This is a genomic window from Rhodopirellula halodulae, from assembly GCF_020966775.1.
Classification (GTDB): Bacteria; Planctomycetota; Planctomycetia; order Pirellulales; family Pirellulaceae; genus Rhodopirellula; species Rhodopirellula halodulae.
The window spans coordinates 1,844,107-1,865,453 of sequence record NZ_JAJKFV010000029.1 but is presented as its reverse complement, the minus strand read 5'-3'; the positions used below and the strand labels follow the sequence as shown (position 1 = coordinate 1,865,453).

The following is a 21,347-nucleotide window of genomic DNA, read 5'->3' as shown; positions in this document are numbered from 1 at the left end:
GTAGAAAGCGACAACATCAATTGGCAAACCAGGTGGTCAGTGGTTGAAAACGAATTCCCGACCGTTCAACACGGCCCAGAACACATCTTCCATGACAGCTTGAGGCTGAGCCCCCTCTTCGGCGAGCAACGCTTTCACGGCTTCGCGTTCTTCTGCGGAAGGATCGCGACTCAATGCTCGACGGTAGATTCGATCCAAGATTGCGTCCGGATCCAGTTTTTCATCGTTGATCCAACGTTTGATCAGCCCACCACGCACAATTTTGTTGTGAACCGAACTTCCATTGAGCAGGTGCAATGCCTGCGATAGCGATGGGTCAGTGGTCGCTTCGCATTCACAAACGGTGGCGCGAGGCGAACGCCCAAACGTCGTCAAGAAATAGTTGGACGTGGCTCCATCTGAAATTTGGACCGCACGACTACCCAGCGGCAGACCGCTGAACTTCTCCGGACTCTCGGTGACCTGACAAATACAGTCCAACAAACTCTCCGCAGGAACACGTCGAATCGTCGCGTGAGCGTAGTTTCGTGTGTCATGAGCATTGGAATCGTTTGTCTTGGTGCTGCGGCCATAAGCACGACTCGTGCAGATGTCGCGAACCAGTTTTCGGAAGTCGTAGTTGTACTCCACTAACTTCTCACCCAAACGATCGAACAACTCTGGATTGCTGGGCGGATTGCTAACACGAATGTCATCCACCGGATCCACCAAACCCGATCCCATGAAGTGAGCCCAAACACGGTTGGCGATGCTGGTGGAGAAGAACGGGTTGTCACCGGCAACCAACCATTCGGCCAGCACTTCGCGTCGGTCTTTCCCCTTGGTATCGGGGGCGTCGCCGCCAAGGAACTTCGGAGGCACGTTTTGCTTGGTCACCAAGTGTTTGGTCTCACCGCTGAACCGGTTGTAGACAATCTTTTCCCGATAGTCTTCCGCTTGCTTGCGGCCGACTTGGCTGAAGAACGCGGCGAATCCGTAATAATCATCCATCGTCCAACGATCGAAGGGGTGATTGTGGCACTGAGCACACTGTGTGCGGATCCCCATGAAGACCTGAGCGACGTTTTCCGCGGTCTTCAGTGTGTCGCGTTCGATTTCATAGAAGTTCGTGGCGGGCTCTCCAAAGGTGCCCCCGGTACTGGTCAACAGATCATGGACCATCTCATTGATCGGCACGTTTCGAGCGAACTGGTCCGTTAACCAGTTTGCATAAAGCAAAGCCGACTTCTTGCTGACCTGGTTGGTACTCTTGATCATCAGCAACTGAGCGAACTTCATCGCCCAAATCTCACTGAACTCTTTGCGCTCAAGCAAACGATCGATCAAAGCTTCTCGTTTGTCCGGGGCGACATCGTTGACGAACAGATTCAGCTCTTCTTCAGTCGGTAACAATCCTGTGATGTCAATGGTCGCTCTGCGGATGAATTCTTCGTCCGTGCATTGCCCGCTCGGAACCAAACGTAGCTGATTGAGTTTCTTGTCAACCAATTCATCGACATAGCTGCTGGGTTGCGGTTCGGGTGCGATGTACTTCAGGTCCGCAGGCAAGGTCAAAACCTGCGATCCCACGGTATGCGTGTCGAAGCGGGCCATCACAAACGCTTCGCCCCGTGATCCCGCCGTGGCAACGCCGTCTTGGTCGATGGGCGCCACGGATGCGTCGTTCGTCGAGAACGTTGCCAATCGGCTTAGATCACGGGTCGTCCCGTCGGCATAGGTCGCGACGGCAACCATTCGTTGCTTCGCACCTTCGCCCTCCAAGACGACTTGTGGTGGATAGATCGCAACGGAAGTCACGGCGGGTGGCAATGCGTCGGCCGCGTCTTTTGGAGCACCTGCTTCCAACCAACTGTGCATGGTCTCGTAGTAGTCCGAATCCACATCGAACAACTTACCGCCAGTGTGCGGTACCGACCCAACAGACTTTTTCAGCAGCAGACTTTCCGAAGGAACGGCCAAGTTGATACGTCGGACGCCAATTTCACGAGTGATGCGTTGGTAGTCGCCGTTGGGGTCAAACCCAAACAAACTGAGATTGAAACCATCTTTTCCTCGAGCCGCGCCGTGACACGATCCCGTGTTGCATCCGGCACGTGTCAAGGTTGGCATCACGTCTTTGATGAAGCTAACCGGCGGATGGGTTCCGGCCTTCGCAACGGTGACTTTCACATCCACCGTCGTTCCGCTGAAACGACCTCGAAGCGTCGTTTCACCATCGGCGACTGGTCGTAAGAGATGCCCGTCAATTTTGGCGAGTTTGTCGTTCACCACCGACCAGCGAACCTGTTCCGTGATGTCCTCGGTCACACCATCGTCGCGGCGCAAAACCGCCACAAACGATTGGAAATCCGCAGCGGTTGTCAGTGAGATTTCCGGCGGATAAATCGCCAGATCAATTTTGGGCAATTCGCCACTGTCAGATTTGACGGGTTCCGGTGTGGCGGCGTTTGCCAAACTGGATGTACCCAAGACCGCGGCAACCACCGCCAGCCCAAGCGTGCGAACAGTCAATCGATTGAAGGACCGGTTCATTTCGACTCCTTTTGCTGACGAAGTTGCTCCAAACGACTCAGTGGTTTGGCAGCAGGCTTTGGTTTTGGTTTGGTTGCTTCTTTCTTTTCGGCAGGCGGATCCTTCTTCACCGGCAACGGCTTATCGATCCGAATCTCGCCTGTCCCGTCGGTCTGAACCATGGTCTCGCCGTCACGAGTGATCAACGTTTGCAAGACCATCGTCTTGTGCGTGCCCGGTTTCGCGTCCTTTGCGACCTTCAACTCGAACTGAACCGCTTCGCTGTCCAAGCTGACCTTCTTTTGAGGTTCGTCACAGGTCACGCCGTTGGGGATTCCAACCAGACGAACTTTGATGTCACCTTCGATATCACGACGCTTACTCATGCCGACTGCCAATGTTGTCGACATTCCCTGTTCCGCGGCCGACTTCGGGAACGAGTAGTCAAACACGGGTTCCTCCACATCGAGCATGATGGGAGCGGTCGACATCGTCGCGGTTCCACGGTTCGTTCCGTAGCTGACCTGCATGACCATCGGCCAAGCACCAATCGCGGCGTTTCCGTTTGCCGTGATCGGAATGGCGACTTCGCTTTTCCCCTTGTCGATCCGTTTGCTGTTGTTCACGCCCACACCCGGTGGGTTGTAAAGCGTGCGGAATGAGACGGTGCCATCAAAGCCTTCATCGCGTTTGATTCGAACGATGAGGTCTTTACTACCGCGACGCAGGATCGGTGTTTTGGGCTGCACCAACTCGACCTCAAACGGCATTGCCTCACAAACGGCCAAGGCCGCCTTCTCCGTTTCATAACCGAACATTTCGCGGCGGTTTTGGCCGAGTACCATTTTGTGGTGCTGATTGAAATCGCCGAGGATTTCTTTGTCGCCAACTTTACCGACCGCCGTCACCTCAAACAGAGCGCCTCCGAGCGGTGCTTCCTTTGTCGCGTGAAGCACGACTGGAATTTCAACGCGACCGGCCGGCATAGGGAACGTGGTTGCGGTGACGCCTTCGGGCAGACCCTTCACCATCGCCTCGAACGCTTCGTTGAATTGACTTCGCTGAGCCGTCAAAACCATCGCACCATGTCCGCCCACCGGAACAGGAACAACCATGGCTTCGTCGCGTCGCAGTTCTTTCAGCGACAACCCCAGCGAGGGTTCACGACGGCTGAGTTCAATCACGTAATTGTGATTGGGACTGCCACGTCGCAAGTGATCATACACACGAACGTAGTGCAGACCGTCTTTGGCGATGTCGATGTCCACCAATCCGTCCGGATTGGGGCCAATGTCATCACTACCCTTCAAAACTTTTCCGTCGGGATCAAAGACGTGGATAACACCGTCCAGCGGTGACCGAAGGGTCTTGCGAGCGTGCAGTTGAACACGCATCCGGTCGCCCTTCTTACACTCAAACGAATACCAATCGTATTGATCACCCTCTTCGATCACGCCGCAAAGCAAAGCGGGAAACTCGGCCGGTGAAGCTTCCGTTCGGCCTTCGTTCGGTTCGGTCTCGGTCACAATCGGAGCATTGCTCACGCGAATCCAATTGGGCGATGGAGACACGCCACGGTCATCCTGCGTCACCACCGGCCATTGGGCAACAGGCTCACTCGGCAACTGAACACTGGAATCTGTGACGGAACCATCGATGTCGATCAACTTGGCTTGCAAAACTTGCCCCTGAACACCACCCGATGGAATCACCGTCACGGGTCGCGGGAACGATCCCACGTGCAGTCGGTAACCGCAAACGTTGGACGCACCCAGAAACGAACTTTCGCGAACCGTGATCGTGTATTCCCCCGCTTCTTCGGGCGTGAACGAACACAGACTGTCTTGCTGCAACAATGACGAATCATCACTGACCGCGACCTCAAACCGATCAGCATCCAAAATGGCAATCGCGGGATCAAAGATGTTTCGGTTGCGAAGCTCTTGCACCAACCGTATGGCCTCAATTTCAACCGTCAGCTTTTGCCCGGCTTCCAACTGAACCTTGAAGCAATCCACGTCTTCACGATCGATATTGCCCTCGATGGTCCGGTCCATCTCGATGATTTGTGGCTCTTCGAACGAGTTATTTGGTTCTTGCTCGTTCACAATGGGCATCGTTCCGACGCCCAACAGACGCAAATTCGTGATCCCGCTCTTCGTGACCAAGCGGATCGGATACAACCCCGGTGAGAGAGTCTCTTCCGTCTTCAATTTCACGGTAACCGATTTTTCATCGACCGGTGTGACTTCCAAGATCTCGATCCCGGGCAGATCCGTCAGGACTTGAGTGGCGTCACCCAACGCACTTCCGTGCAACGTGACCGTGGCCTCTTGGCCTCGCACCACGCCCAGTGGCCGCATGTAGGTGATCTTTGGAAAGGCCGCCGAAGCGACACTTGTCATGCCCATTACCGCTAGGCATGCCAACGTTAACGCAGGCCAAGATTTCGAGCCGCGGTCGACCATTGCGGACTGGGCTCGGGTGTTCCAGGGTGCCTTCGATCGGCGAGACTTGGATCGGCACCGGGAGCGTCCTTGCAACGAGTCTGCGCAGACAGAGAGATTGTCGTGCAACATCACAACAAACCTTCGGTGGGAGAGAGGCGGGGCGGGAGGTGGGAATCAGCAACGGCAACTTGAAGTTTCAAGTTGCCGTCATATCGCTCGAGTCGAGACTCAAGTCAAAATTTCTTCGATGACGTTGCCGCCATCGACAATTTCAATGGGTCGGTCGCCGGGGGCCATCAGCTCTTTATCAGCCACGATGCCCAGCAGACGATACATGGTAGTTGCCAAGTCGGCGGGCGAGACCGGATTCAGCTCGGGCTCGGAAGCCGTCGAATCCGAAGCACCGTAGATCTGTCCGCCTTGCACACCGCCGCCCGCCAGCATCACGCTGAAGACCTTCGGCCAGTGATCGCGTCCAGCATCAGCATTGATTTTCGGTGTGCGGCCGAACTCACTGGTCACCATGACCAACGTTTCATCCAGCAAACCTCGCTCGCTCAAGTCATCTAGCAGGACAGCCAATCCTTGATCGAAGCTCGGCATCTGCCCGCGAATACCGGAGGTGATGTTGGTGTGCATGTCCCAACCGCCGTAGGTCATGGTCACCAAACGAGCGCCCGCCTCAATCAGTCGACGGCACATCAACATGCGTGAACCGGCTTGGTTTCGGCCGTAGCGATCACGCATCTTGGCGTCTTCTTTTGACAGATCAAACGCGGCTTTGGCTTCGGGAGTATCGAGAAGGTCATAAGCACGCTCGTAGAACGTGTTCATCGCCCCGACGTTGTCCGCAGAAGTCCCCGAAACGAATCGCTGGTTGACCATTTCCAACGCACGTTTGCGCCGCATGAAACGTGCCTCGTCGACTCCACCAGCCAAGTTCAAATCGCGGACCTGAAAATCATCACGAGCAGGATCGGCACCAAGAGCGAATCCGCCATACGAACTGGGAAGGTATCCCGTTCCCGCGAATTCATTGGGAACGTTGGGCACGCAGATGTAGGCAGGCAAATTGTTGCGTGGCCCGTATTCATGGCTCACCACCGCACCAAAACTCGGGTAGCTCAATGCCGGGCTGGGTTTGTAGCCCGTGAACATGTTGTGCGTCCCGCGTTCGTGAGCCGCTTCACCGTGCGACATCGAACGAATCACGCAGTACTTGTCGGCTCGCTTCGCCAGTTGAGGCATGGCACTGCCGATCACCTCGCCCGTGTTGGTTTTGATCGTGCCGAGATCGCCACGATACTCCATCGGGCTGTAGGGCTTCGGGTCCCATGATTCTTGCTGAGCCATTCCGCCCGGCAAGAAAATGTGAATCACGCTCTTGGCTCGAGCCTTCACAAAATCATATTGCTTGATTTCCGCCGATGCTTCTCGCATCAGCAATTGGGGCAAACTCAATCCAAGTCCGCTGGCTGCTCCCGCAACCAAGAATCCTCGGCGACCAAACATGCCGGGTTGCATCAGTGGGTTTCCGTGACAACGCATGTCTCTGTTGCTCCTCAAATGAAGCGGGCGATTGATCTGTTGCGCCATCGTTCACCTACAGAGGCGACTTTCGCGAACAAATCAAGAGGTGGGTGGGACCCGGCGTAATCCAATCGGACCAGCTGGGTGAAAGGTGGGATCCAACAATTCGTGGACGATTCTTCGAGGCCAAGTTCTCAGCAAAGGAGCGAATCGCCTCGCAACAGGAACGTCAGCGAGAAGGATTCGTACTCTGAAAACTTTTTAGATCGTATCAAATAGACTTGTTGTGTCAATTAACTCACCGCCTGGCGGGGGGAAAGAATCAATCGACTTGGCAACCACCGGCACCCAAGAAAATCAGCTCAAAGGCCCGTTTCCGCGGACAATTTCCAGCAATTCAATTGCCGGTTTGTGGTCGCATCGGATCAGTGCGGTTCGACCGTAGACCACGTCTCCCACTTGTAGATTCAAGTATTTCGCCAGGGATGGCCCCGCGGTGACCCGCCACAGACGACAAAGCTGAACCTGCCGGAGCACGTTGTTTTCGATCAACACTCGACCGAGCGGAATTTCGCCGCTGGCAATTTGATGCCAGACAGAACGCGAGAGGGCAGATGGGTCCAACCGGACAATTCCGTGCTGCACCACTTGCTGCGTGTCGTGAGTGACCAGCGTGATTTCTCGCGTGTAAGCCACCGTTGCATCCAACTCCTCCGGATTGGCAACATCAACCGCCTGAACCACATCCCCACTGGCGAAACGGTTTCGCCGACGATGAACCGCCACATCAACAGGCTCGCCGTGATAGTGCTCGACGGTCACCGTCATGTGCGACTGGTGGTTCAGCAATGTATCGAACGGTTCCGGTATCTCGGACGCCAGCTCGAACGAAGCCAACTCCGCGAAGTCGTCGTAAAACTCGCGTAGCAACGAATTGAGATCAACCTGTTCCGCGGACTCGCTCAATGTTTCGATCTCGGAGGAGGGTGAACCGGGAGTCATGAGCAACCTTCAGTGGAAGTCCGCTGGAACATGGGACGGGCATTCTGTTCATTGCGGACTCGTCCACTCATCCGCCGCGCCACCTCATTTGACGCTCCTGCTGATCCGGCCCAGCGGCTAACGCGCCACCACACCGATGCTCACCACCGCGGGCGTTTTGGACGATTCCTCTTCGGGAGACAACGCTTCGGGACGTTCCAAAACCGTATCCACCAAGAAGTACAACAAACGCCGCAGACTTTCGTTTTCGATCTCGTCGGCGACTTTTTCGGCGCGAGCTTGATGCTTGTCGATCAACTGCAAGCTCATCTCAAAGACATTGGCCTTTTCGTACAGCTCGCGAGTCCGCGTTAAACGTTCGCGATTGGACAGTTCGCAGTCATCGTTGGCCAAATTCAACAAACGCTGCTGGTCATCAGCGTCCAGATGCTCCAAAGCCAACGCCCACAACAACGTCGGCCGACCACCGATGACATCGGCACCCGCGGTCATCTTGTTGAAGTCGTCCCCCACCCAGTCATTCAGGTCGTTAATAATTTGGAACGCCACACCCAAATTCCGGCTGAACTTTCGAATCGGATCGACCAACTCCGTCGCATCGCCCGCCATCCGAACACCGCTGTAAAGAGCCGCTTCAAACGCCGGTGACGTTTTCAGAGCATAGATTTTCAAGGCATCCAGCGGAGTCAATCGGCGATCTTTCGCGTCTCGCCAAAGCAGTTCTGCTCCCTGACCTTCTGACAAGCGAACGTGAGCGGCAGCCAACGAATCCAGCAAGTCGACACGAGTCTCCGCGTCCACTTCATCGCCCATCACATTTCGGCTGAGCAATCGATACCCCAACCCGATCAAGTAGTCACCCACGTTGATCGCACTGGCCATTCCAAACCGTTGATGAACCGCGGGCTGGCCGTAGCGATAAGCGTCGCCGTCTTCGATGTCGTCGTGAACCAAGCTGGCTTTATGAAACGTTTCGATGCTCAGTGCGGCACGTCGAACCGCGTCCGGCATTTTCTCTAGCGACGCTTCGCCCTCGGCACCCGTTCCTTCGCCACCGGTCATCGCATCGTAGGCGGCCATCGTGATGAACGGGCGTGAGTGCTTACCCCCGCGAGCCAGGAAATCCATCGCGATGGCTTCTGTCGCGGCAATCGGATCGACGCCTTCCAATTGATCCGGCGTGATAGCAGCCCGGACTGTGTTTTCGGTCGGCCCGGATTCCAACATCCGCGTGCCGGGCGAATAACCCTGCGACAGAGTATTCGTGATGACTTGGCTGTCCCGTTGCCGTGGTGCTAAACGTTCGAGCGTGGCGTCTTCGAACAAGGATCCCGCCGCTCGCATCAGGTGCACATAGCTCTTCGTTTTCGAAGCCGCTGGCTTGTACGGAGTCCGAATCATCTGCTCCACCCAAGGCTCATCGACCTTGGTGTTTCGGCAATCGCTCGACAGCAAAGGCACCGCCATGCACGGGATACCAGCCAACAAAACCTTGTCGATCGCTTTTTCCAAAACGTTCAAACAAGCGACACCGACGACGGCGTCCACGTATCCACCGACGATGATTTTCATCACCACCGGTGAACCTTCGGCCACCAAGACTCGATAGCCCATGTCTTCCGCGATCGAACGAAAATCTGCGATGCTGCACGCACCGCATTCTTTGCAGTTCATCCCGAATTGGTCGTATTCGGCGGGGCAACCTTCCGCGTGCTTCAAGCAGTGCGGCAGCAAAAACAACCGGCGTTCCGGCGGCACCGATGCCAATTCATCCGCCCAGAAAGCACTGCTGATCATCACCATCACCCATCCGAGATAACTCTCGGGCAGATCGGCTTCCTCCAGCATTCGTCGCGAAATTTGCTCCATCTCATCCTTGGTCATCGGATGAGAACGGTCCAACTTGGCAGCGACTTCGGCACAGCGGTCCCGCAAGCTTTCCCGCATGGCCAGCGTTTCCGGCACCTCTTTTAGGTGACTGGTTTTGCGGCGGCGTCCAGACGTGCGAACCGCAGACGTCGCATCATCAGCGAGATCGTTGGTCGGTTGGACGGAGGCGGGATAGGAGGGGGATCCGGTCGACAAGCCAATCACCTAAGGAGTTCGTCGCGTTGCATGACCCGGCCCAATGCCGCAGTCGTGTAGACCAACGGATAAAGCCGTTCGTAATACCACAATTTGGCAAAATAAAACCCGATCGGCCAAGCCACCCGGTGACGCTCGCATTGCACGGCGTCGATCAGCCAGCGGGTGCCCGCAAGTATAGCCGCTCGCAACGATGAACGCATCGACGCATCCCACGGGCTTCCGTCCAAAATGTCGCTTGAGGAATCCGCCCCGCCCGGACTCGCTGCATTTTCGCCGGGCAAGGAATCGTGAATTCTCGCCCACCAACATGCCAACGTTTCCAACGCGAGAGCCGTTTCCTCCACGCTGCTGATGCAACCCTGCGGCAACCCAAAAGTTTCGCGGACCGATTCACCACCGCCCCACCCCCCGTCGCCGTTTTGACTTTGTATCAAATACGCCAGCCCGCGAGAAATGGCGTCGTGCCCCAAATTGGAATCGACATCGATCAAAACTCGCGACGTTCCATAGATCGGATTGTCTTCATCGGGTCGATCTTGATTGCCAAACCACAGCGGCAACCACGACCCATCGGGCAACTGGCTCTTGCGAAGGAACGCCAACCCTCGTTGCGTCGCACGTTCTCTCCCGAGCGAGTTTCGCTTCGGCAAACAGGCGATGGCTCGCAACGCGTGAGCCGTCAAGTCATTGCTGCTGCGATCAAAGGGCAGCTTCCCCCATCCGCGACAAAACGTCGGCCATCCGCCGTCTCGGTTTTGCAATCCCAACAACCAATCCACTCCGCGATCACACGACTGCCAAGTCTCCATCGCGGTTTGCGAAACCGAACCTTCGCCGGACTCCGTTGGCCATTCTCTTGCAAAGTCATCAGACAAAGGATCCGACCGGAATGTCGCCTGCATTCTCAAGGAAACGATCGCACCAGGCGTGTCATCCGCGTCGGGCACCGATCCCGTTAAATCCGTCCACCCCCATCCACCGGGATCCGCTCCGGTGAACGGATGACGCTCTTGATACTGGCATCCGCGTTGCCAATCGATCAACTCGGGCGTGGACCACGATCGATCGTCGTCAGGATCCATCGCGAGCGCCGTCGTTGCCAGCGACGTTACCCAGTTCGCAAGATTCGTGTCGATCGGCCAACTTCCATCCGGCAACATGGAATTTTTCAAAAACCGCAACCCGTTACGAGTCACTTCGTGGTTGGCTCGTCCACTGGCCGACAAAGACATCACCACAAACGCGGTCAGTGGCGTTGCTTCCAAATACCCACCGCTTTGTGGTTGCATGGAAAGCAACACCCTCATCGAAGATTCAATCGCGGATCTTCGCACCCACGACCAAGGCGGCAAGCAGCCACCACCTCTTAGAAACTTGACTTGCCCAATCGCGACCAAGGCCGGCACGGCATAACTGACCACTGGCAAACCAAGGAAGCGATACAGCGACTGAGGCACAACGGCGGCCTCAAACGGCAAAGCGGAAACACTCTTCCATGGCACCAATCCGGCGATCGCCATGTTGGTCAGAATCGGAACAACGAAGGTTTTGTCTTTGCCATAGCGTTTGCGTAGCCCGTCCAACTCGCCCGCGTTTTCAATCCAAGCTTTCAATCGCGAGACCGCATCGGGGTCGGTCACTTCTCCCATCACCTGATCCGACAACTCCCAAGCTGCCAGCACCAAGTAACTTGTCGCGATGTTGCTGTGACTGCGGTCGGTGTCCCCAAAACCACCGTCGTCGTTTTGCTGCCCCGCCAGCCAAGCACGCCCCGACTGGATCTGTTTCCGCAGTGTCTCTTCCTCGTCGATCGACAATTCGCCGGCCCGCACAGCGACACTCATCGCGCTGATCGCCGTCGCTGTCGAGAGTGCGGACGCTGACAACTCTCCGGTCCAATGCCCATCGGCTGTCCGCTGCGACAACAACTCTTCCCGCAGCCGATTTAGCGTCCTCCGCAGCTCACTCTGATCCACGGACGCCCCCGGCGTTTCTTCAGCAACCATCGTTTTCAAACTTTACGCCAACCTACGAATCCGGAACTCTGCGAACCACTCGCCTCTATTCAAACACGGCGCTCACCCAATTCGAAACCACCCAACATCGGCGAGCGAACTTGCTCGATTGGTGCGAGCCCGTCGATTTTCGCGAATGTCGAGTGTGCATGTCCGGCTTCAACTCGCAGCGGTTTATCTTTTCCAACACGCAGCCTCGTCACAATCGTTAAACGCTCTCCAGAGCGATTCTTTTTACGGGCAAACGTTGCGTTTTGGCAGCATGCGCACTTTTCACGTCGTAGGGTTCGGTGAGTCATTTTAGGCGCTCTGTGCGAGCGTCCGACACACCGTCAAGGATCTAAGAAACATGCGACAAGCTGCGCCTCCCCAACGCTCCGAAGCGAATCGTCAGGAACAATTCGAACAAATCAAACGCCGCATCCACGGCAAATTGGTCGACAAACTGGACCTGTCGCGTGTCGGCGACTTGCAAGGCGACACGCTGAAACGCGAAATTCGCATGGTGGTCGAACACCTTTGCGATGCAGAAGACACGCTGCTGAACCGTCAGGAACGCGAACGCATCGTCGATGAAGTCCTGGACGAAACGTTCGGCCTTGGCCCCTTGGAGTTGATCCTCAAAGATCCCAAGGTCAGCGATATTCTGATCAACGGCCCCAAGAACATTTACGTCGAAAAAGGCGGCCAAATGCAGAAGACCGACGTGGAGTTCCGCGACGGGAAACACTTGCTGCAGATCATTGACCGAATCGTCAGTAAGGTCGGCCGTCGAGTCGACGAAACCTGTCCGATGGTCGACGCTCGCTTGGAAGACGGCTCGCGGGTCAACGCCATCATTCCACCACTGGCCTTGGATGGTGCCGCCGTTTCAATTCGTCGTTTCGGCAGCAACCCGTTGCGACTGGAAGACTTGCTGAACTACCGAGCCTTCACGCCCGAAATGGTGATGTTGCTCGAAGGCTGCATCAAAGCCCGCCTGAACATGATCATCGCCGGCGGTACGGGTTCCGGTAAAACGACGCTGCTGAACACTCTGTCCTCATTCATCGGCCACGAAGACCGAATCGTCACCATCGAGGATGCGGCAGAACTTCAATTGCAACAAGACCATGTTGTTCGATTGGAGACTCGACCACCCAATATTGAAGGCAACGGCGCCGTCACCGCGACGGACCTGGTCAAGAACGCCCTGCGGATGCGTCCGGAACGAATCATCATCGGGGAATGCCGTGGTGGTGAAACGTTGGACATGTTGCAGGCCATGAACACGGGTCACGATGGATCGTTGACCACGATTCACGCCAACACGCCGCGAGACGCGATCGCCCGTTTGGAAACACTGGTCATGATGTCCGGCTTTGAATTGCCGGTGAAAGCCATCCGTCAGCAAATCAGCGGGGCAGTGGATGTTTTGATCCAAGCCAACCGACTGCAAGGTGGACCTCGCCGCGTCACGGCAATCACCGAAGTGGTCGGCATGGAACAAGACACGATCATCCTGCAAGACATTTATCGCTTCAATCAAAAGGGCATCAACTCCGAAGGCAAGGCTCACGGCCACTTTGTCTGCAGCGGCGTTCGCCCAAGCTTCATGGACAAACTGGAAGCCGCCGGTGTGCGTTTGCCCGCCAGCGCCTTCCGCGAGCGAGTCATGATGGAAGCGTAATGTTTCGCCGAGGACAACCGCCTCGGCAAGCCACTTGAATCGAACTCAACTCTCGACCTTTCTCCACAGCAACGTCCCATGTCCTCGATCATCATCATCATCGCCGCGGGTGTCTTCGTCGCCTCGCTGATCGCCTTTGGCGCCTCGGTTTTGATGCCGTCGGAAGAAACGACCGCCACAGAAGATCGTCTCACACAATTGGCACACGGCAACCGTGGTGCTGAGGCCGAGAGCAACACCCCTTCGTTCTTGCTCAATGACTTGGACGATGCTACGGGGATCCTAAAAACGATCATGGACCGCGTTCCAGCGGTTCACAAAATCCTGGAACAAGCCGACGTGGATATCTCCGTCAGCAAATTCGCCATGATCTGTGGGGCATGCTTCGCTGTCGGTGTCGTGCTATGCGTCGTCACACCCGTGCCAATCCTGCTTGGTCCCATCGTCGGTGCCGCGTTCGTGGGCGGGCCCGTCTTCTACGTCATGTTCAAACGAAAACGTCGCCTGAAACGATTCGGCGAACAGATTCCCGAAGCTCTCGAGTTGCTCGGTCGTTCGCTTCGAGCCGGTCACTCGCTGAACGCCGGATTCGGATTGGTTGGCGAAGAAATGGAAGCTCCTTTGGCAACCGAATTTCGCCGATGTTTCGAAGAGCAAAAGTTTGGCATCCCGTTGGATGAAGCCATCGAAGACATGGCGGAACGCGTTCCCAACATGGACCTTCGATTCTTCGCGACCGCCGTCATTCTGCAACGTCAAACCGGCGGTGACTTGAGCGAAATTCTGGACAAGATCGGTCACCTCGTTCGTGAACGTTTGCAGATTTTGGGAACGATCCAAGCGTTGACCGGGGAAGGTCGCATGAGTGGTGCGGTGCTGCTGGCGCTGCCGCCGGTTTTGTTCTTGGTGATGCTCAAGATCAATGCGGAATACGTGTTGATGCTTTTCACCGACGAACTCGGACGCTACGCGTTGGGTGCGGGACTGGTCACTCAGATCCTTGGTGCCATCGCGATCAAGAAAATCATCACGATCAAAGTCTGACCCTTTCTCGATTTGAATTTGCGTTCTCCCACTTTCGCTCATTGACCCGCACACTGCCATGAACATTCTGCCATTCATCGAGACCCTGGGTTTCATCAGCCCCGTCACCCTGACCACCATTGCCATTTTCCTCGCGGTGACCTCCTTCGCGTGGTTCGTGATGATGAAGGTGGGTGGAGATGATCAAGCCCCAGCCGAATCCAGACTGGAACGACTCAAAACAACCAAACGTGGCATTCGCGACATTGCTGAAGAAGAAAAGCAAAAGTCCAAAAACGAAGCCCTGACGGAAGCTCTTGAAAAAGCGGCCACGCCAATCGCCAGCTCCGTGTCGGGCAACGAAGAAGAGATGGGCAAGCTGCGTGAGAAGCTGGTCAACGCCGGTTTCCGTCGTGAAAGTGCGCCGATCATTTTCAAGATGATCCAACTGGTCTGCACCGGCATCGGTTTGCTGCTGGGTGGCGTTACCGGTGCCTTCGTTGATGGATTGACTCAGGGCATGATCATGAAATTGCTGATCGGCATGATCGTCGGCTTCATGCTGCCTTCGTTGATCCTCGGTTTCATGGCTAGCAAACGTCGCGAAAAGATCTTTTTGGGTTTGCCCGATGCACTCGACTTGATGGTTGTTTGCGTGGAAGCCGGTTTGGGTCTGGACCAAGCACTTCGAAAAGTCGCGGAAGAGATGCAGAAGAGCCACAAAGCGATTGGTGAAGAGTTTTCAATCTCGAACCATCAATTGCAACTTGGACGCCCCCGGAGCGAAGTGCTCTCAGGGCTTGGTTACCGCAGCGGTGTGGACGACCTGAAACAGCTCGCGTCGATCTTGATCCAAGCCGACAAGTTCGGATCCAGCGTCGCACAGGCGTTGCGAGTTCAAAGCGATTCGATGCGGACCAAACGTCGTCAAATCGCGGAAGAGAAAGCTGCCAAGACTGCGGTGAAGATGATCTTCCCGTTGGTGTTGTTCATCTTCCCGGGAATCTTCGTGGTCCTCGTCGGACCAGCCGCGATCAATATGTATCGCCAGATGCTTCAGTAAGCATCACCCCAAGTAAATATTCACCAGGTGCCCGGAACGGCTGAGATTACTTCAAAAGACGATCAACCGCTTCCAACAGTTTTTCGATGGCGAAGGGTTTGCGAATGTATTCGCTGACCCCGAGCAACTCCGCGTACGCTTGATGACGACTGCCTTCGTTGCCCGTGATCATGATCACGGGAACGGGCAATTCCGTTTCGCGACGCATCTTTTCGAGCACCAGAAATCCGCTGCGTTTGGGCATCATCATGTCCAAGATCATCAGCTGGGGGTTTTCGCATTCAGCCAATGCGAGCGCTTGGTTGCCATCGCGTGCGACCACCACTTCGTATCCGTTGGATTCCAACGCGTAGGACACGGATTCGATGATTTCCGCATCGTCGTCCACCACGAGAATTTTGGCGGTCGTGGTGGCGGATTCCGGCTGAGCAGGGGTGTTCATCAAGCGGCGATCAATTGGCGGAAAAATCGATCGGTGACAATCCCTCATCGGGACGCATCGTCGAGTGATCCGCGGTGGACTCGGGACGTGGCTGGATGATGGTATCAAAACACCACTGGTCCATGTCACGCAACGCCACCGCGTTCATGACATCATCGCCTCGGTACTGGCGAATTTCAACACGCGCCCGGATGGATTCGGCCGCCAAAATCCCTCGTTTCAATCGATCCGGATCGTCATCGACGCCATTGATGGCTTGTTGCCAAAGAACCGGCAACCGGCGTTGTCGCAGTCGATGATACTCTCGCATCACGCTTTGACGCGAAGGAAATTCGCCGCCCATCATCGCAACGCAACCGAAACGGTCGGGCTCCATCAAAGCGATCCGGCAGGCCATCGTCGCGCCACTGCCATAGCCGGCGATCACGATTCGCTCCGGATGAATGTTCATGTGATCTTGCACGTGTTCCACCGCTTCGATCACGGCTTCGCGAGCCGACGCCACGGACGACTTTCCATTCGACCAATCAAATCCCCAACCGCGGACATCCGTGGCCTGATTGCCACGCACACCGACGGCCACGTAGTTGCGGACACTGATGTGCGGAAGGACTTGTTCGACCTGGAGTTCGTTGTGACCGCCATGATGAAGCCATACCAGTAACGGGTACGCATACGAGGCGGTGTAGTGAAGCGGCGAAACGACCGTCAGCGGACGGCGGTGCCGACGTGGCCTATCTTCGAGGGACTTCTCTGTGGCGTGCGAGCGTAATCGGCTTGCAAACGGATCGCTCATCATTCGTCCTGAATCGGTCAACGGGAAGTCATCAAAAGGCGACCGCAGAAAACTAGTTTCACGCCGCTATCAGTGTCAACGTCGAAATGCGACCGGAGTTTCGCCAATCGCAAATCGGTTCACAAAGATCACCATCAATTGCGTCGTGTTTTCGAACGATCTGCCCGAATTTTAGCAACACAAGAAAGTTTGTGTTTCCACGTTCACTTTGCCTACTCCACGCGAGGGCAAACCAAGACTTTCATTTGCTCAGCATCGCCAGCGTACAAACGTTCGAACCACTTAGGTCCATCTGCCAACGAAATTTTTGCGGTGATCAATGGCTCGACGTTGATCACGCCACGATTCATCAAGTCGATGCATTGCGGGTACTCACCATTGCAACCGCAGGTGCCTTGCAAACGAATTTCGCGAGTCACGACGGATTGCAACGGCAGTTCAATCGTCGGTGAAACGTTTCCTACCAACGTGACCGCACCGCCTTTTCGCACGGACTCAATTGCCGTCTTCACGGTTGGCGTCGCGCCAACCACTTCCAAGGCAACATCGGCACCTCGGCCACCCGTCAACTCACGAACTTTTTCGGGCACGTCGACTTGGTCGGCTCGTAGTAAAACGTCCGCCCCGAGTGATCCTGCGGTCTCCAATCGCTTGTCATTCAAATCGACGGCGATGACCTGCGTTGCCCCCGCGGCACGAACAGCTTGCACGGCCAACAAACCAATCATTCCGGCACCGACGACAACCGCGGTGTCGCCCAATCGGATCGGCGTCACCTCGGCCGCGTGTACGGCAACACTGACTGCTTCCACCAATGCGGCGTGTTCAAACGGAAGGGAATCGGGCAAGCGATAAACGATGCGACGCGGCACAGAAATGCGTTCGGCAAAGGCACCATGACGTCGATAGTCCCCACACGAAACTCCCAAAACCATTCGGTTGTCGCACAAGTTGCCATGTCCTTCGCGACAGAACTGACACTTGCCACAAGAGACCATTGAATCGAATGTCACGCGGGCACCGACTTCCAAGTCCGTGACATTCTCGCCAACTTGAACCACCACACCAGCAGCCTCGTGCCCCATCACCAACGGTGGAATCCGACGTCCGGTGCTGCCATCGTAGCCATGAATGTCGCTACCGCAGATGCCACACGCTTCGACCTGAACCAAGACATCGTCGGCACCGACCTCCGGCTCCTCCACATCGGTCACTTGCATGTTTTTGTATTCGGTCAGCAGCATGGCCTTCATGGGAGTCGTCTTTGGCAGTAGGAGAGTGGGGAATCGGAAGCAATGACAGGAATGTTCTGTCGAGACGTGAGTCAACGGTTGCACAACCAAGCCGCCCAACCCAATTCAGCTGGGCTGAGGCTCCACGTCACCGTCATCAACGCGTCGAAGTCAATGGTTTTCGCGAACGAGCCAGCGACCATTTTGCGAGTCGATGGACTACTGGTGTGAACGTCGAGTTCATCGTCCAGCAATCGTCCAAATTCATTGGCCGAACCAAATTTCAGATTCGAGACTCACGCACCGACTAAGACATTGCTGCATGGTTCCAGGATTCTATGCCAAAGACTATTGAAAGAAAACGAGTCGGCTGACAAGCATTCAAAACCGCGTTCCAGCGGCCAACGTTCAGCCGCGGGTGGGCGCACCGGAAATCGCAATCCAACCGAAAACGTGGATGCTGTCACGCCAGCATTTTGACCTTCGCGGCGAATAGGGGAGCCACATCCGGGGCTAGCGAGCAATTTGCAGGCAAAGCGAATCAGTCGCTGGTATTTGCTTGGCTCGCCGAACAAAATCGGTTTCGCTGGCGAGCCATTCTCGCTCTCACAGCACCTCCCGCCAACACACATCGCTGACCCGGATTCGCGAACCCGCCATGCCCTCTCGTTCTATGTCACCATTTTTTCAGTCACCATTTTCCACAAGCCGATTCTTTGCGTGGAAATCGGCAATCGCGTTCATTGCTCTCGGCACCCTTCTCCACTTCGACACCACGCTGGCGACGGATTCGAAACCCGGCATTGTTGTCAACAATCACAAAGCGGGTTCCGAAGTTCGGTACCCGGTGATTCTTCTGCGTGGACAACTAGACGGCACCGAGACTGAAGACGCCAACACGCTCAAGATCGCGAACGCCCAATCGCCTGAGCACGCTCAACCGGTCACCGTGATCACTCGCGGGTCTCAGTTCAAAGCATTGGTGCATCTGTCGGAAGGCAAAAACTTAATCACGCTGGAACATCCGTCCGCGACGACTCGTCAACTGGAGATCACCTACACACCGCAAACCAACCCTCACTACGTCCGTTTGATTTGGATGACCGACGATTCGGGTCAAACCGAATTCGCCACGCCGAATGATTCGGTGACACAGGACTACGAAGCCCGCTTACGCACCGCCGCGTTGTTGATGCAAACCTTCACGGCCGAACGCATGCGAGACTTGGGTTACGGCCAGCGAACGTTTCGATTGGAAACCGATGCTGACGGACAAATCATCGTCCATACATGGAAGGGCGACCGCCCGAAAGAAGACTATTACGCTCAAGCCGACAATCAAACTTGGTGGCCAAACGTCCGTCGATGGATTGACGAAACCCATCCGGACCCAATGGCGAAGAACGTCGTCCTTGCCGCCTACACGCGGAAAGACCCACGCACCGGAAAAATGCTCGGACACACAGCCTTGGGCGGAGCCAACCTTGGCTTGTTCGGCAGTGCATCGGTATTCAGTTGGCCTAGCGACATTCAAACAGCCATGAAAGTCTTTCAAGATGATTCGCCAATCGACGCCACGCGGGTCCACGATGACAGCGCGTTCCGCAGTCGTGTTTGGGCACTCGCGTCAACGACCATCGGTGCGACTCTGCACGAAACAGGACATGCGATGGGCCTGCCGCACTGCACCGATCCCATGGGAATCATGACACGTGGCTTCGATCACTTTCACCGTGTGTTCACGTTTCAAGATCCCCCCAGCAATCAAAACAAAAAGGTTCGTCCATTTTCAAACCAACAAGAAGCCTACTTTGCACCGGTCAGCGCATCCTTCCTGCGTTGGAGCCCATGGTTTGCCTTGGATGCACCGGACTCGACGAGTGGACGGCCAAAGGTCGAAGTGAACGAGGCGGAGGAGAAAGTCAGCATCCAATCGCCATCGGGAATTGCTTGGATTGGTTTTCACTCACGAGATACCATCGAAACGTTTCGCGAATACGGTTCGCACGGAACGCCGGCGGATGATCATCCCGAGAAAGTCGAATTGACGTTCGAAGAAATTCGACAAATCAAACCGAACAAGGACATTCGGCGGATTGTCGTCCTGACGCCGGAAGGAGTCTCGCGAAACGTCCGCTTGCCTGAAACAAAGACGCAAGCGTCGGGCTCTTAACCCAGTTTCGCTGCTATCAACGTCCAGTTGACGGAACGGCTCGATTTGGCGGAACGGCCCGACGGAGGGACATTTATCGAGTAGCTCGACGAGTCGCCGCGGCCTCAGGTTCCGCGGCGTTCGTCCGTCAAAGATTGAATTGCGGCAAGATTTCCCTCGACCTAACGCGGGTTTTGTGCGTACATTGAAAGCATGGTCCCAACCGTTTTGAAACGATCGCTCCTCCGATTACCAGTTTCGCTGGCGGTGTTCGCGATTTGCAGTTGGCCGATCTTTCAGCCGCCTTGTTGCTGTGCAGCTTCCTCCGCCGATTCGGTTCGTTGTTGCACCATTGCATCGGCTGACCAACCGGTGACCGCCTCGAGCTGTTGCCAATCTTCGACGCCCGCGTGTTGTCAAACATCGACGACGGATTCGCAACCGTCCGGAATCGCGAATCCTCACGACGCTTGCGATTGCGTTTATCAATCGAATTGTGATTGCGAAGTCCGGTCGGAACTGACCGACGCTTGGGTGAGTTCACGTGTCGATAGTTCAGAAGACCAAACGCTCGTTGCCTCCATCCCCATCGGGATGTGGGTCGACTCCTTCTCTCGGATGCCAGACCGACGCAACACCTGGCATCCTGCTCCCGCCGCTACCTTGGTCGCATCGGCCAAGGATCAATGCGCGATGCTGTGCCGCTGGTTGAATTGAGAATCGTTCGAAGCCCGATTTCTTTCGAATGTTCAATTTCAACTTGGTTCAATAGGAGCCTACAGATGTTACGTACTTCCATGACCGTTGCCGCCATGTTGTTGGTCGGTGTTGCCGTATTGTTTGCCACTCGCAGTGCGATTTCTAACGAAGGCGCCGCGGCAGCGACTCCCGCCGCATGTCCATGCGGGCAATGTGATGCTGGATGCCAATGCTGCCTCGACGACGATGTTTCTTGCGAAGACTGCGCTTGCGACAAATGTGAATGCGAAGGCTGCGACACCACCGCCACCGCATCCACCAAGAGTTGCTGTGACGGCAAAGGCAACTGCAAAATGACCGCTCACGCCGAAGGTGCTGAAGCGATGACCGCTGCTGTTGCGGCTGCATGTGCATGCGGTGAATGCGATGCAGATTGCCAATGCTGCTCGGACGATTCCGTCAGCTGCGAAGACTGCAGTTGCGAATCATGCCAGTGCACCAAATGCGACGATCAAGTCGCCACCAGTGCCTGATTGCTGAAGCAGCAAGAACGGTGAAAACGATTGTCATTCAATTCAATTGATTGACACTGCTTTCGCCCAACAAATAACACCTCGCTGGATTCATCCGGCGAGGTGTTTCTCTTACATACGTTGCTTTTTAAACACCAGCTTC

Annotated in this window: 14 protein-coding genes; 5 read left to right on the top strand and 9 right to left on the bottom strand. The window is 55.6% G+C overall.

Translation table 11 applies throughout. From position 1 onward, the window contains the following. Window positions 1-36: 36 nt before the first annotated feature. The 6 genes from LOC70_RS19730 to LOC70_RS19705 form a co-directional block, all read right to left on the bottom strand. Window positions 37-2,532, bottom strand: coding sequence for a DUF1549 and DUF1553 domain-containing protein (locus LOC70_RS19730; protein WP_230255690.1), 2,496 nt, complete (start codon window positions 2,530-2,532; stop codon window positions 37-39). Then, a complete protein-coding gene (locus LOC70_RS19725; protein ID WP_230255689.1) occupies window positions 2,529-4,916 on the bottom strand; it encodes a PPC domain-containing protein in 2,388 nt (795 codons plus the stop codon). The genes LOC70_RS19730 and LOC70_RS19725 overlap by 4 nt, the downstream gene beginning before the upstream one ends. A 273-nt stretch (window positions 4,917-5,189) precedes the next feature. Further along, a complete protein-coding gene (locus LOC70_RS19720) occupies window positions 5,190-6,509 on the bottom strand; it encodes a DUF1501 domain-containing protein (protein WP_230255688.1) in 1,320 nt (439 codons plus the stop codon). A 339-nt stretch (window positions 6,510-6,848) separates the two neighbouring features. Then, a complete protein-coding gene (locus tag LOC70_RS19715; protein WP_230255687.1) occupies window positions 6,849-7,493 on the bottom strand; it encodes a hypothetical protein in 645 nt (214 codons plus the stop codon). A gap of 117 nt (window positions 7,494-7,610) precedes the next feature. After that, window positions 7,611-9,587 carry a polyprenyl synthetase family protein gene (locus tag LOC70_RS19710; protein ID WP_230255686.1) on the bottom strand — a complete coding sequence of 659 codons (1,977 nt, stop codon included), beginning with the start codon at window positions 9,585-9,587 and terminating at the stop codon, window positions 7,611-7,613. Then, window positions 9,584-11,587: a prenyltransferase/squalene oxidase repeat-containing protein gene (locus tag LOC70_RS19705; protein ID WP_230255685.1), complete on the bottom strand. Its 2,004-nt coding sequence runs from the start codon at window positions 11,585-11,587 to the stop codon at window positions 9,584-9,586. Before LOC70_RS19705 ends, LOC70_RS19710 begins: the two co-directional genes overlap by 4 nt. Window positions 11,588-11,945: 358 nt before the next feature. Between LOC70_RS19705 and LOC70_RS19700 the strand changes: the two genes are divergently transcribed. The 3 genes from LOC70_RS19700 (at window position 11,946) to LOC70_RS19690 (ending at window position 15,351) form a co-directional block, all read left to right on the top strand. Beyond that, window positions 11,946-13,265, top strand: a complete 1,320-nt coding sequence (locus tag LOC70_RS19700) for a CpaF family protein (RefSeq protein ID WP_230255684.1) — start codon at window positions 11,946-11,948, stop codon at window positions 13,263-13,265. Window positions 13,266-13,343: 78 nt separating this feature from the next. After that, window positions 13,344-14,309 (top strand): type II secretion system F family protein, encoded by a 966-nt coding sequence (locus tag LOC70_RS19695; RefSeq protein WP_230255683.1) that lies wholly within the window; start codon window positions 13,344-13,346, stop codon window positions 14,307-14,309. A 58-nt stretch (window positions 14,310-14,367) separates the two neighbouring features. Continuing rightward, the gene (locus tag LOC70_RS19690; RefSeq protein ID WP_230255682.1) at window positions 14,368-15,351 is read left to right on the top strand and encodes a type II secretion system F family protein; all 984 of its coding nucleotides are present in this window, start codon (window positions 14,368-14,370) and stop codon (window positions 15,349-15,351) included. A gap of 46 nt (window positions 15,352-15,397) precedes the next feature. Here LOC70_RS19690 and LOC70_RS19685 read toward each other — a convergent pair whose 3' ends face one another. The 3 genes from LOC70_RS19685 to LOC70_RS19675 all read right to left on the bottom strand — a co-directional run bounded on the left by LOC70_RS19685 (window position 15,398) and on the right by LOC70_RS19675 (window position 17,842). Further along, the gene (locus tag LOC70_RS19685) at window positions 15,398-15,793 is read right to left on the bottom strand and encodes a response regulator transcription factor (RefSeq protein ID WP_230255681.1); all 396 of its coding nucleotides are present in this window, start codon (window positions 15,791-15,793) and stop codon (window positions 15,398-15,400) included. Window positions 15,794-15,803: 10 nt separating this feature from the next. Further along, a complete protein-coding gene (locus LOC70_RS19680; protein WP_230255680.1) occupies window positions 15,804-16,592 on the bottom strand; it encodes an alpha/beta hydrolase in 789 nt (262 codons plus the stop codon). 209 nt (window positions 16,593-16,801) lie between these two features. Beyond that, window positions 16,802-17,842, bottom strand: a complete 1,041-nt coding sequence (locus LOC70_RS19675) for a galactitol-1-phosphate 5-dehydrogenase (RefSeq protein ID WP_230255679.1) — start codon at window positions 17,840-17,842, stop codon at window positions 16,802-16,804. Between the two features lie 637 nt (window positions 17,843-18,479). Between LOC70_RS19675 and LOC70_RS19670 the strand changes: the two genes are divergently transcribed. Next, window positions 18,480-19,994 (top strand): metallopeptidase, encoded by a 1,515-nt coding sequence (locus tag LOC70_RS19670; RefSeq protein WP_230255678.1) that lies wholly within the window; start codon window positions 18,480-18,482, stop codon window positions 19,992-19,994. Between the two features lie 761 nt (window positions 19,995-20,755). Next, window positions 20,756-21,205 (top strand): hypothetical protein, encoded by a 450-nt coding sequence (locus LOC70_RS19665; protein WP_230255677.1) that lies wholly within the window; start codon window positions 20,756-20,758, stop codon window positions 21,203-21,205. Window positions 21,206-21,347: the final 142 nt, after the last annotated feature.